This window comes from Flagellimonas olearia (assembly GCF_009184425.1).
Lineage (GTDB): Bacteria > Bacteroidota > Bacteroidia > Flavobacteriales > Flavobacteriaceae > Flagellimonas > Flagellimonas olearia.
The window spans coordinates 116,669-130,307 of the sequence record NZ_WELG01000001.1; the positions used below are offsets into that span (position 1 = coordinate 116,669).

7 protein-coding genes and 2 tRNA genes are annotated in these 13,639 nt (G+C 43.1%); 7 read left to right on the forward strand and 2 right to left on the reverse strand.

Annotation, left to right across the window (positions count from 1 at the left end; translation table 11 throughout):
* The first annotated feature begins 132 nt into the window (after positions 1-132).
* Both gyrA and F8C76_RS00575 read left to right on the forward strand, forming a co-directional pair.
* Positions 133-2,661 (forward strand): DNA gyrase subunit A, encoded by a 2,529-nt coding sequence (gene gyrA / locus F8C76_RS00570; RefSeq protein ID WP_129654166.1) that lies wholly within the window; start codon positions 133-135, stop codon positions 2,659-2,661.
* Positions 2,662-2,692: 31 nt separating this feature from the next.
* A complete protein-coding gene (locus F8C76_RS00575; protein WP_152130004.1) occupies positions 2,693-3,955 on the forward strand; it encodes a tetratricopeptide repeat protein in 1,263 nt (420 codons plus the stop codon).
* A gap of 51 nt (positions 3,956-4,006) precedes the next feature.
* Here the strand turns inward: F8C76_RS00575 and F8C76_RS00580 are convergent, their stop codons facing one another.
* Together F8C76_RS00580 and F8C76_RS00585 are read right to left on the reverse strand one after the other, a co-directional pair.
* On the reverse strand, positions 4,007-4,759 hold the full coding sequence (locus F8C76_RS00580) for a C40 family peptidase (protein ID WP_152130005.1): 753 nt from the start codon (positions 4,757-4,759) through the stop codon (positions 4,007-4,009).
* Between the two features lie 20 nt (positions 4,760-4,779).
* Positions 4,780-5,955: an acetyl-CoA C-acyltransferase gene (locus F8C76_RS00585; protein WP_152130006.1), complete on the reverse strand. Its 1,176-nt coding sequence runs from the start codon at positions 5,953-5,955 to the stop codon at positions 4,780-4,782.
* A 112-nt stretch (positions 5,956-6,067) separates the two neighbouring features.
* Between F8C76_RS00585 and F8C76_RS00590 the strand changes: the two genes are divergently transcribed.
* The 5 genes from F8C76_RS00590 to F8C76_RS00610 all read left to right on the forward strand — a co-directional run bounded on the left by F8C76_RS00590 (position 6,068) and on the right by F8C76_RS00610 (position 13,630).
* A complete protein-coding gene (locus tag F8C76_RS00590) occupies positions 6,068-8,104 on the forward strand; it encodes an HD family phosphohydrolase (protein ID WP_152130007.1) in 2,037 nt (678 codons plus the stop codon).
* Between the two features lie 112 nt (positions 8,105-8,216).
* Positions 8,217-8,300 (forward strand) — tRNA-Ser (locus F8C76_RS00595).
* 34 nt (positions 8,301-8,334) lie between these two features.
* Positions 8,335-8,409, forward strand: a tRNA-Pro gene (locus F8C76_RS00600).
* Positions 8,410-9,285: 876 nt separating this feature from the next.
* Positions 9,286-10,212 (forward strand): dihydrodipicolinate synthase family protein, encoded by a 927-nt coding sequence (locus F8C76_RS00605; protein ID WP_152130008.1) that lies wholly within the window; start codon positions 9,286-9,288, stop codon positions 10,210-10,212.
* Positions 10,213-10,297: 85 nt separating this feature from the next.
* Positions 10,298-13,630 carry a SusC/RagA family TonB-linked outer membrane protein gene (locus tag F8C76_RS00610; protein ID WP_152130009.1) on the forward strand — a complete coding sequence of 1,111 codons (3,333 nt, stop codon included), beginning with the start codon at positions 10,298-10,300 and terminating at the stop codon, positions 13,628-13,630.
* Positions 13,631-13,639 lie beyond the last annotated feature (9 nt).

The following is a 13,639-nucleotide window of genomic DNA, read 5'->3' on the forward strand; positions in this document are numbered from 1 at the left end:
TATCAAAAGAAAAGAGCACTTGGATAACTGTTGATAATTTTTTTAATAAAGTAGATTCCAAAGGTTTGGAAAGGGCCTATTTTCCGTATATTGCCATGATATTTTAACCACAAAAAACTATAAGATTTTAGCATGGCGGAAGGAGAAAAGTTAATTCCTATCAATATTGAGGATGAGATGAAATCTGCCTACATTGATTATTCAATGTCGGTCATTGTGTCACGTGCCCTGCCAGATGTTCGTGATGGACTCAAACCAGTTCACAGAAGAGTGCTTTTTGGAATGCATGAATTGGGAGTTAGGTCAACCAGTTCCCACAAGAAATCGGCCCGTATCGTTGGGGAGGTCTTGGGTAAGTATCACCCGCACGGGGATACTTCGGTCTATGATACCATGGTACGTATGGCCCAAGAGTGGAGCCTTAGGTACATGTTGATCGATGGTCAGGGTAACTTTGGTTCCGTGGACGGTGATAGCCCTGCGGCCATGCGTTATACCGAGGCCAGAATGCGCAAAATCGCTGACGAGATGTTGGCCGATATTGACAAGGACACTGTTGATCACCAGCTTAATTTTGACGACTCGCTGCAAGAACCAACCGTATTGCCTACCCGTGTTCCCAATCTTTTGGTGAACGGGGCTTCCGGAATTGCCGTGGGTATGGCCACCAACATGCCGCCCCACAATCTTTCTGAAGTGGTGGACGGGACAGTGGCCTATATAGATAACCATGAGATAGAGATCGATGAACTGATCACCCACATCAAAGCACCTGATTTTCCAACTGGAGGTATCATTTATGGGTATGATGGGGTAAAGGAGGCATTCCACACCGGTAGAGGTAGGGTGGTCATGCGGGCCAAGGCCTCTTTCGAGGAAGTTCAGGGAAGGGAGTGTATCATTGTTACCGAGATTCCCTATCAGGTGAACAAGGCGGATATGATCAAGAAGACCGCCGATCTGGTCAATGAAAAGAAAATCGAAGGAATTGCATCCATCCGTGATGAATCGGATAGGAAGGGAATGCGTATCGTGTATATCCTTAAGCGGGATGCCATCCCCAATATTGTGCTGAACATGCTGTACAAGTATACGGCACTTCAGTCTTCCTTCAGTGTCAATAATATTGCATTGGTCAATGGAAGACCACAGTTGTTGAACCTCAAGGAAATCATACATTACTTTGTGGAGCACCGACACGAAGTGGTGGTTCGACGAACCAAATATGAGCTGCAAAAAGCTGAAGATCGTGCCCACATTTTGGAGGGACTTATCATCGCATCGGACAATATTGATGAGGTGATTGCCATTATCCGTGGCTCTGCCAATGTGGATGAGGCACGTAACAGTTTAATGGAGCGTTTCAAGCTCACCGAAATACAGGCCAAGGCCATCGTGGAGATGCGCTTGCGTCAGCTTACAGGTCTGGAACAGGACAAACTGCGTGATGAGCATGCCGAGCTGTTGAAGACCATTGAGGATTTGAAGGACATTCTGGCCAAAAAAGAACGTAGGATGCAGATCATCAAGGATGAACTTCTTGAAGTCAAGGAGAAATACGGTGATGAAAGAAGGTCAGAAATCAACTTTGCAGGAGGAGACCTGAGTATTGAGGATATGATTCCGGATGAGCAAGTGGTCATTACCATTTCCCATGCCGGGTATGTCAAGAGAACACCGCTCACCGAATATAAGACCCAGAATAGGGGAGGAGTGGGCCAGAAAGCGTCCTCTACCCGAAATGAAGACTTTTTGGAGCACCTATTTGTGGGTACCAATCACCAATATATGTTGTTCTTCACGCAAAATGGGAAATGTTTCTGGATGCGTGTCTTTGAAATTCCGGAAGGATCCAGAACCTCAAAAGGTAGGGCCATCCAGAATTTGATCAACATTGAACAGGACGATAAGGTGAAGGCCTTTATCTGTACCCAGGACCTTAAGGATGAGGATTACGTGAACAGCCATTATGTGATTATGGCCACCAAGAAGGGAACCGTAAAGAAAACCTCTTTGGAGCAATACTCACGACCTCGTCAAAATGGTATCAATGCCATAACCATAAAGGATGGTGATGAGCTTCTTGAAGCCAAATTAACAACAGGGACAAGTCAGATATTCCTAGGATTGAAATCGGGTAAAGCCATTCGATTTGAAGAAGGCAAGACCCGCCCCATGGGAAGAAATGCATCCGGGGTACGCGGTATTACCTTGGCCGATGACCATGATGAGGTGATCGGAATGGTTTCTGTCCATAATTTTGAAGACGATATTCTGGTAGTTTCCGAGAATGGTTATGGAAAACGATCCTCTCTTGAGGATTACAGGATTACCAATAGAGGCGGTAAAGGAGTCAAGACAATCTCCATTACCGATAAGACGGGTGGTCTTGTAGCCATAAAAAATGTTTCGGATACGGATGATCTTATGATCATCAATAAGTCTGGAATTGCCATTCGAATGAGCGTCGAGGATCTTAGGGTCATGGGAAGGGCAACACAGGGTGTACGCCTTATCAACCTAAAGGATTCAGACTCCATTGCAGCGGTTGCCAAAGTCATGAAAGAAGATGGTCCCTTGGATGAAACCAATATCATGGATATAGAGGTCAAGGGAGAAGATGGCACGGCTATTGATAATGACAACGAGGAAAATAAATAATCGATAAACACTAAATAATTACATTTTTGACATGAAGACTAAATTTTTGATACTAATTGCCATGGGGGTTTCAGTTATGGGTTACTCTCAAAAGAATGAGATCAAGGATGCGGAAAAAGCCCTGAAGGGTGGAGATGCCGCAGCGGCCAAGACTGCTTTGGAAGCGGCTGCGTCCACGATCGATGCTGCTGATGAAAGGGTTCAGGCCCAGTATTATGCCATAAAGGGAAATGTATATTCCGATTTGGCCCAGAAAGGGGATGAAACTGCATTTCAACCCGCTATAGATGCTTACAACAAAGTGATTTCTGTGGAAGAGGCCAGCGGGAAGGAAAAATATACCACTGTTGCCAAGCAGAAGTTGGCACAGATCACAGGCGATTTGGTAAATGCTGCCGTTGAGGACAACAACAACCAGAAGTTCAAAGAAGCTGCGGCAAAGTTGTATATGAGTTACAAATTGAGCCCGGCCGATACCATTTACCTGTATTATGCTGCCAGTAGTGCCGTTAATGGTCAGGATTACGACAATGCATTGAACTATTACAATGAGTTGAAGGAAATGGACTATGATGGAAGTGGAGTCACCTATACTGCGGTAAACATTGAGACCGGAGAGGTTGAGACCATGGATAAAGCAACTCGTGACCTATATGTAAAGGCAGGTACGCACAAAGACCCAAACGAAGAAAGAAGTCCTTCCAAAAAACCTGAGATTGTAAAGAATGTTGCCTTGATTTATCAACAATTGGGAGATAACGAAAAGGCACTTGCCGCATATTCCGAAGCTAGGGCTGAAAATCCAGATGATGTTAACTTGGTTTTGGGTGAGGCCAACCTTCACTACTCCATGGGAGATAAGGAAAATTTCAAGAAGTTGATGGCGAAGGCGTCTGAAATGGCTCCTGACAATCCTGATTTGTTGTACAACATCGGTGTTATCAATATGGAACAAGGAAACTTGGAAGATGCTCGTGATGCCTATAAAAAGACATTGGCCATTGATCCAGGATACATCAATGCCCTTTTGAACCTTTCCACTACCTATGTGAACGAAGGTAACGGACTTATTGATGAAATGAATGCGTTGGGAAGCTCAAAGGCCGATATCGCCAAATATGACGAGTTGAAGGGAAAGAAGGACAGTTTGTTTAAGGAAGGTGCCACGGTTTTGGAAAATGCCGTAAAAACCAATCCTGATAACCAAAGTATCCTATCACAATTGAAGAACATCTACGGAGCTTTGGGAGATACCGAGAACTTTATGCGTATCAAAAAGCTTTTGGGAGAGTAAACCGCTCCAATTTGTAAAAATAGAAAGGGACCAAAATGGTCCCTTTTTTTATTATATGATTTTCTTGATTACCCTAAGCTGATGGGTGTACAGCTTTTCTTCGGTATTGAAAATACCTGTGTGGTCCAAACGATCGATTCGGACATGCCCGTAGGTGTGGATGATATAATTGTCTTTTAAGATGATGCCAACATGGTCTATGACTCCCTCGTTGTTATCAAAAAAGGCAAGGTCGCCCGGTTCGCTTTCCTCAATGAAACTTAAAGGTTCCCCTTGTTTGGACTGTCCTTCCGCATCCCTGCAAAGGGCAACCCCATTGATTTTATAGACCATTTGGGTAAATCCCGCGCTGTCTATGCCAAAAGGCGTTTTGCCCCCCCAAAGAAAAGGGGCTTTTAGGTACAGAAAAGCTACATCTACCAGTTCATTCTTTTGGGCACGACCAGTAACAGAGCTACCTTCAAACGTATGGTCCAAAAACGTTGATGAAGAAACCATAGAGCCCAAAACAATGGGAAGAAGCATTCCATCTTGACTGCAGACATGGGAAACTATATCTGGGGAAAGTTGTTGGTTTTCGGGGTTCTCGAACGCTTTGTAATCCTCCTCTGTGATGAATTTAAACTGATGGTTGGAAACCCATCCCTCGCATTGGTCATGTGCTACCCTGATGCGGCTCCATTTTTTCCGACTTTCCAAAACCTTGAAATGTTCCCCATACAAGAGCTGGGAAGTCATTTCGGAACTATCCTCGGGAAGTGTTCTAATGGGCACAATGCTCAGTGGGCAAATTCCATATTGCATTTACGGATGATATTGGATGGCTAAATTCTTTCCAAAATTAAGGCTGATGCACCACCACCGCCATTGCAGATAGCGGCTGCACCTAATTTGGCATTGTTCTGTTCAAGCACATTGAGCAACGTTATGGTAATCCGCGCACCGGAACAGCCCAATGGGTGTCCCAAAGAAACTGCACCACCGTTTACATTTACGTTGGAATCCTGTAGTCCCAAAATCTTCATATTGGCAAGGCCCACAACAGAAAACGCTTCGTTGAACTCAAAGTAGTCGATATCCTTCAAAGATACCCCGGCACGATCCAGTGCTTTGGGAAGAGCCTTGGCAGGTGCAGTGGTAAACCATTTGGGTTCGTGGGCCGCATCGGCATACCCTTTTATGTAAGCCAAGGGTTTCAAGCCAAGTTCTTTCGCTTTGTCCTCACTCATCAGCACCACTGCAGCGGCCCCATCATTGATGGTGGAGGCATTGGCGGCAGTAACCGTTCCCTCTTTGGTAAAGGCGGGTCGCAATGCGGGGATTTTATCGATTTTCACATTGGTGTATTCCTCATCCTCACTCACAACAATGGGTTCTCCACGACGTTGGGGGACTTCAACAGGTACTACTTCATTTTTGAATTTTCCAGCTTTCCACGCCTCGGCAGAACGTTGGTAGGATTGTATGGCAAAGGCATCTTGGTCCTTTCTGCTAAATTGATACTCCGTAGCGCAGGCATCGGCACATACTCCCATGGCATTTTGATCGTAAGCATCTACCAAACCGTCTTTTTGCATTCCGTCCAGCAGGGTTGCAGGACCAAACTTCAACCCATTGCGCATGTACGCATAATGCGGGATAAGACTCATGTTTTCCATGCCCCCGGCCACAACAATGGAATTTTCACCCAATGCAATGGATTGGGCGGCTTGCGTAATGGCTTTCATTCCAGATGCACATACTTTGTTCACCGTTGTACAGGGAACCGTATCCGGAATCCCGGCATAAATGGCGGCTTGTCGGGCAGGAGCCTGACCCGTTCCGGCCTGTACCACATTCCCCATTAAAACCTCTTCCACCTTTTCTGGAGAAAGTCCGATCTTGTCCAATGCGCCTTTAATGGCAACGGCTCCCAATTTAGGTGCTGGTATGGTGGACAATGCTCCCATAAAACTACCTATGGGCGTTCTAACAGCTGAAACGATGACAACTTTGTTCATATGTGCATTTTTACGGTTACGAAAATACTAAAATTAAATCCAAAGGGTAAGACGTGATTGTACGGCACTCCTTAATATATATTTTCTATTTTTGGGGATATCAGCATACGATATGGGAAAAGCTTTGGACAATGTATATAAACATCAATCACTTGCCTACAAGTATTTTCTTTATCTGGTATCTGTAGCCCTCATCGTTTTCTTTTTTCCTAAAGGCGGAAAATTTAAGTATGAATTTCAAAAGGGAAAGCCATGGCAGTATGAAAATCTATATGCTCCCATTGATTTTTCCATCCAGAAAAGTTCAGATGAAATAGCCCAGGAACAGCTTTCCGTCCGCAATACCAAAACGGACTATTACAATTTTGATGCATCCATTGTTAGCTCGATAAAGAGCAATGTGCAAAAGGAACTGGAACAGTGGGCCACTTCCAATGCGTATTCGGCGCGGCAGCAACGGAACATGCTCAATGTGGGTATGGCGGTGATCGATAGCATTTATGCCAAAGGTGTTTTTGAAAACAGCCCGGGTTCCAATTCCATTGTTTTGGTGCGGAACAACGAGGCCATCCCCATGGCACCCAATGATTTTCTCGACTTGGAAGGAGCGAAAAGACAGGTGTCTTCACAAATTTCCCGTTCCAATGTGGTGGATAAGACTGGGTTGGAGAATACGGTTCAATCCAACATAAAACCCAATCTTTTCTATGACGAAACCTTGACGGAAAGTGCCTTGCAACAAGAGCTGTCCAAGATATCCTACACACGGGGAGAGGTATCGGAAGGGAGGCTGATCATTGCCAAGGGCGAAGTCGTCGAGGCCGAAAATTTCAAGATCCTTAATTCCTTGAAGGAAGAGTATGAATCGGAACTTTGGCAAGGCAACAACTACTATTACATCATGTTGGGCTATACCATTTTGGTGGCATTGGTATTGATCATGTTGTTTCTTTTTCTCAAGCGGTATCGAAATGAAATTTTTAAGAACAACAATAAGGTCACCTTTATCTTTTTCAACATATTGCTCATGGTGTTGGCCACAACACTGATGGTAAAGAACAATGAAAGTTATGTGTATGGCGTTCCGCTGTGTATTCTACCCTTGGTACTCAAGAACTTTTTTGATGCCCGGCTGGGGCTTTTTGTTCATGTACTAACCGTATTGATTCTTGGTTTTGTGGTACCCAACAGCTTCGAGTATATTTTTCTTCAGATCATAGCAGGTATCGTTACCATTTTAACCGCCTCAGAACTGTATAAGAGGGCCAATCTCTTTATTTCCGTAGGGCAGATTACCCTAATATATATTATAGGCTATTTCGCCTTCCATGCCATCCATGAGGGAAATCTGGAGAACATTGAGTGGATATTGTTCGGGGTATTTGTCCTGAATGGACTTTTGACGCTTTTTGCCCAGCCTTTGATCTATATGTTCGAGAAATTGTTCGGTTTGATATCCGATGTATCACTATTGGAGCTTTCGGATACCAATTCCAAGTTGTTGAAGAAACTGTCGGACAAGGCACCGGGAACGTTCCACCATTCATTACAGGTAGCCAACCTTGCCGAAGCTGCCGCAAATGAGATTGGTGCCAATGCCATGTTGGTCCGGGTGGGAGCCTTGTACCATGACATCGGAAAAATGGAAAAACCGACCTTCTTTACGGAGAATCAGGTCACCAACGTAAATCCACATGATGATTTGCCGCCGAGGGAAAGTGCCAAGATCATCATAGATCATGTGATTCATGGAATAGAAATTGCAAGAAAGAACAATCTCCCAGATAGGATCATTGATTTTATAAGGACACATCATGGTACCACACTAGTGTACTATTTTTATAAAAAACAACAGGAACTTGAGGCTGAGGTGGATGAAAATGATTTTAGGTATCCAGGTCCAATACCCTTTTCAAAGGAAACTGCCATTCTTATGATGTCGGATGCCGTGGAAGCCGCGTCCAAGAGTTTAAAGAATCCCACTTTTTTGGTCATAGATGAATTTGTGGAGAAAATTGTGAAGGGGCAAATGCAGGCCAACCAGTTTTTAAATGCCAATATCACCCTAAAGGAAATTGAGATGGTGAAGAAGGTATTGAAGCAAAAACTGACCAATATCTACCATCTTAGGGTCGAGTATCCGGAGTAAAGTCCATAAAATCAATTCCTAATTAAAAAAAACGGAAAATAGTTGCGTTCTTTCGGATGAAAAGGTACATTTGCATCCGCATTTTTAGAGTGCAAGTTCATAAGAAGTATTGGGAGAGGTGCCGGAGTGGTAACGGAGCAGATTGCTAATCTGTCAGCGCGTAAGTGCTGCCTGGGTTCGAGTCCCAGTCTCTCCGCTGTTTCCTAAGATATTTGGAATTAAATTATGTTCGGGGTGTAGCGTAGCCCGGTTATCGCGCCTGCTTTGGGAGCAGGAGGTCGCAGGTTCGAATCCTGCCACCCCGACAGAATCTAACCCACTGATTTTCAGTGGGTTTTTTGTTTTTAAAATCTTTTTTAGATTTTAAAAATTCACCTATTGTACCCAAAAATTTAATTTTAGGACTTTAGTATGGATCAAAAGGATATAAAGTGATGGGTGTAATCCTTGAAGCCTTACTTAGGAAAATGTTTGGTGTTAAATTCTTTGACAAAATCGTTTTGTCGAACGTTCCATTATTTTCGAGACCTTATAATTAGGGTAGTCAAATAAATGGCAACGGAGTGATCATACTTGATGTATCTTGTTTTGTCCACTATAAATTTTTCACCATACTTAAGTTTCAGCCATGGAAGAGCTTTGATGATTTTCCGGTCAATGATTCCTCCCCTATGAATAAGAAGATTTCGGACTTGAGCTAGTTCATTAAAATCCTTTTTTACAACTTCTGGTACTCATCCGGACAATCCAAAAGGAGCAAGTAATTTTTCAAACCTCTGATATCCGTGGTTGATACCAATCGTTGATGATTTTTCATAAGTGGCAAACATGTAGTCATAAACTTCTTCCTTGCTAAGTTGCATGAACTCTGCTAATTTTATTTTAATACTAGAAAGTTCTTCAATATCTTCTAATCTAATCGATTTTGCAATTTACCATAACCTTGTTCCAAGGATTTGATTGCCCTTGAGATATAATTACAAGGTAATCAGTTGGGAACAGAGCCACTTGCACAATGTTTCCGTAGATTGGTAGATTGCATGAACATAGATTTTTGTTTTTTTGGTTTATTTCCAATAGGTTACTTTATTGGATTGATAGATTTTCAAAGATATTTTTGTTTTTTGTTTGATTAAATGTATTAATTGTTTTATTTAGCAATATGTAATACATAATACAATATGAAAAAAATTATAGCAGCCACCTATGCGCCAATGCATGAAGATAAGAACTTGAATCTGGAAATTGTTAAAGATTATGCCAAGTTTTTAAAGGAGAATAAAGTAATGGGGGCTTTTGTAAACGGTTCAACCGGCGATTTTGTGTCCTTGAGTACTTTGGAGCGCAAACGACTTATTGAAGCCTGGGGTAAAAGTAAGCCCGAGGGATTTTACCTGATCAACCATGTGGGACATACCAATTTAAGGGAAAGTAAAGAGTTGGCAGAACACTCCTCGGACATTGTTGATGCCATAGCAGCTTTGCCCCCTTTTTACTTTAGACCTAAGCATATGGATGATTTATTGGTATACTGCTCCGAGGTGGCGCAATCTGCACCCAATTTGCCCTTTTACTACTATCATATTCCTGTTTTGACCGGAGTTGATTTTTTAATGGCCGATTTTTTGGATAGGGCAACGGAAATGATTCCGAACTTTTCTGGTATTAAATATACCAATGACCACATACAGGATTTTGGTAAATGTTTGGAGTTTGCCCCGGAAAGAATAAGTCTTTTTTTCGGGATAGATGAAAAATTTATGGATAGCCTCATGACTGGGGCAACCGGATGGGTTGGTAGTACCTATAACCATTTGGCCCCTTTGTATATCAAAATCGCTTCTTGTGTGTCCCATGGTGAAATGGAAGAGGCAAAACTTCTACAGAAAAAGGCTATCACTTTTGTAGAGACCCTGGAGTCCTTAGGTGGTTTTCACGGGGGAAGTAAGAGCTTTATGAAACAGTTCGGATTGGATATGGGTCCCAGCCGCTTTCCACATAAGGCTTTCGATGATGATAAACTTTTAAAAGCAAGACGCTTTTTTGAAGAGATGGAAATTAATGGGTATATGTCAAAGCCTTTTCACGATGACAAAGCTCAACAGTAAAAAAATTTAATGAATTATGTAATACATAATACAAATAATTTTTATATTCGCTACATAACACTTAGATAATCAAACTTTAAAATTTATGAAACTCTCAAACTATGCAGAAAAATGTTCAAGAGGTAATCTGGTGGGAAGCCCTTTGAAAAAGGGGAAGCTCATTCAATTCCTTCTTTTTGTATTGGTTGGTCTGCTTTCGGACGCAATGTATGGTCAGGAAGTAAAGGTCACTGGAAATGTAACAGGCTCAGATGGTGTGCCACTACCCGGAGCTTCTGTTTTGGTGAAGAATACCACCAATGGAACCCAAACAGATTTTGATGGCAATTATATCATTGAAGCTAATGCTGGTGATATTTTGGTCTTCAGTTATATTGGGTTCACCACCCAAGAAATAACGGTCAACAACCAAACCACTGTTGATGTGATTTTGGCGGAGAATACGGCGATGTTGGACGAAGTGGTGGTAACGGGATATGGTACGCAGTCAAGGGCAACCTTGACCTCGTCTGTGTCAAAGTTGGATACCCAGGTTTTGGAAAGTGCCACACGTTCCAATCCAGCCACGGCGCTGCAAGGCACCATTGCCGGTTTACGGGTGACCAATACCACAGGCCAGCCGGGATCTACACCAGAAATTGTACTACGTGGGGGAACCAATTTTAGTGGTAGTGACGCTCCATTGATTTTGGTTGATGGGGTTCCCAGTTCCTTTTACGCCTTAAACTCAGATGATATTGAATCAATAGAGGTATTAAAAGATGCTGCGGCCACGGCCATTTATGGTGCACGATCGGCCAATGGGGTTATTTTGATCACTACAAAGACGGGTAAATCAGGTAAGTCTTCTATCAATTATAAGTACAGATATAGCGTAAACAATGAGCGCAATGATCAAAAATATATAGGGGCGGCAGATCACATCGATTACAACAGACAATCAGTGGCTTGGTATAGGGAGGCGTCCGGCGACCCTGGTGCGTTTAGTGCCTTTTTGGATGGGAACCATAGTGCGGCAACTGGAAATAATGCCACAAATGACCCCTTTACCACGCAATTATTGACCTCAGATAATCAGTACCTCCTTAATCAGCCAGGGTGGCAATCCATTCCGGATATTTTAAATCCTAGTCAACAGATTCTGTTTTATGACAATAAGGATGTAGGGGACCGAATTTATCAAACCAGTGAATCCAAGGACCATTATATATCCTTTGATGGAGGCAACGAAAAAGGTACATACTACTTAGGATTGGGTCTTTTGGACAACGATGGACTTACCTTGGGAACGGGTTTTAAAAGGTATTCCGGTAAATTCAGTGGATCTTATAAAATCAGTGATAGGCTCAAGGTGAACTCCAATATTTTATATTCCCACTCCAATTTAAGCCTGGGAGGGTTGGGGAGCGAAGATACGGTTTTCAGAAGGTTCCAAGGTCAAGCGGCAACCTCCAGAACCTATGATAGCAATCCCGATGGAACTTGGTCCGATCAATATGCACCAGGGCAGAACCAAGGTTTTGGTAACCCTTTGTATTATCAGGATAAGTTTGTCAGAAAGAACTTGGAACAGCGTTTGACCGCTTCGGTGGGCCTCGATTGGAATCTTATGGATGAATTGAAGTTCTCTTTGAACGGAAGCCATTTCACCATCAATGACCATAACGAGAGTTTTAACAAAGCCTATAGGGTTGGCAGCAATACGGGGCCTTTACGCACCGGACGTGAAGCGTCCGTTAGCTTGACCCGAACATTGAGAAACCAGTTGACAAGCACCCTGAACTACATTAAATCTTTTGGAAACCACAATGTCAATGCATTGGTGGGGGCGGAATATTATAAAGATAATATTTTTCTTTCCTCTGCGGGAACCAGGAATTCCCCAACGGATCTGATCCAGACGCTCAATGCAGGGGCAGAGGCCAATGGGATACCCTCCACCTTTGAGTCCGAGCAAGTCATTGTATCGGCTTTTGGTAGGTTGCTGTATGATTATGATAACAAATATTTGGTTGGATTTACGTTCAGGAATGACGGTGCCTCAAGGTTGGGCAACAATAAATTCGGGTTCTTCCCGGGAGCATCCCTTGGTTGGAATGTGCATAACGAGAACTTCTTTCAAGATTCAGGACTAGAGAAGACCATATCCGTATTAAAGCCTAGATTGAGTTATGGTGTCAATGGGAATGTTAGTTCACTGACCCCTCCTGGGGCACCAGATTATTTAGGGAACTATGTGGTTTTTGGAGCCTATAGCGGACAAGGAATCTATAATGGGCAAACAGGTTATGCCAATTCAAGTTTACCAACACAAGATTTGGTTTGGGAGCGTTCAACAACGCTAAACGCTGGTTTGGATCTGTCTTTGTTCAATAGTCGATTGAATCTGATCATGGATGTTTATTCAAGGGATATCAAGGATAAAATTGCAAACTTGACCTTGCCCTATTATACAGGTTTCGGTTCTATAAGGACCAATAATGGAACTTATAGAAACAGAGGTGTTGAACTCCAGATAAATGGGGATATCATCAGAAAAGATGATTTTACTTGGAACTTAGGGGCCACCATCACTTCCAATAAGAACTATGTGGTGGAACTGCCTGAAAATGACAATGATTTGAACAGGCAGGGTGGAACCTTGATTTGGAATTCTGAAACAGGCCAAGAAGAGTGGGTCGGTGGACTTCAGGAAGGACAACGCTATGGAGGTGATTTGGTGGTGGCCTTTGAACAGGAATCCATTTATGCCAACCAGGCCGAGGCGGATGCCGATAATGGCATTACTGATGAATATGTGCCTGGAGCTAGCCGGAACCAACGATGGGCAGGTGATGTAAAGTGGGTCGATCAAAATGGGGATGGAGTGATCAATAACCTTGATAGAAAAGTTATTGGACGTACCACGCCTGATTTTATTGGAGGTTTCAACACCAGTCTTAGCTACAAAAACTTTAGTCTGTTCGTGCAAACGGATTTTGCCACAGGACACTTGGTATGGAACCATATCAGGAACAAAGGGTATGCCCAGACACAGGGTAACTTGGAGCAACCCATCGAGGTCTTGGATTCATGGACACCTGACAATACCGATACCGATTGGCCCCGTTTTGTTTTTGTAAATGGTACCAAGAACGTTTGGAGAGGAAGCGAAAGCATAGGAAGCTTGCAGACTGAGGCCAACGAAAAGTTCTGGGAAAAGGGGGATTATTTGGCACTGAGGGAAGTAACGTTGACGTATAATGTCCCTACTGAATATTTTAATGATGTGATCAAAAGGTTGAGCATTAATGTAACAGGGACCAACCTGCATTATTTTAAAAGTATGAGCGGGGATACCCCTGAGGTTGGTGGCGTGCAGTACGGGGAATTTCCGGTACCTAAAACCATTACGGTCGGACTTAATGTAACATTTTAAAAAATACAG

What these genes read in the sequence shown, in the direction of transcription:
- gyrA (WP_129654166.1), top strand. Translation starts at nt 133, where the DNA reads ATGGCGGAAGGAGAAAAGTTAATTCCTATCAATATTGAGGATGAGATG.
- F8C76_RS00590 (WP_152130007.1), top strand. Translation starts at nt 6,068, where the DNA reads ATGGGAAAAGCTTTGGACAATGTATATAAACATCAATCACTTGCCTAC.
- F8C76_RS00610 (WP_152130009.1), top strand. Translation starts at nt 10,298, where the DNA reads ATGAAACTCTCAAACTATGCAGAAAAATGTTCAAGAGGTAATCTGGTG.
- F8C76_RS00585 (WP_152130006.1), bottom strand. Translation starts at nt 5,955, where the DNA reads ATGAACAAAGTTGTCATCGTTTCAGCTGTTAGAACGCCCATAGGTAGT.
- F8C76_RS00575 (WP_152130004.1), top strand. Translation starts at nt 2,693, where the DNA reads ATGAAGACTAAATTTTTGATACTAATTGCCATGGGGGTTTCAGTTATG.
- F8C76_RS00580 (WP_152130005.1), bottom strand. Translation starts at nt 4,759, where the DNA reads ATGCAATATGGAATTTGCCCACTGAGCATTGTGCCCATTAGAACACTT.
- F8C76_RS00605 (WP_152130008.1), top strand. Translation starts at nt 9,286, where the DNA reads ATGAAAAAAATTATAGCAGCCACCTATGCGCCAATGCATGAAGATAAG.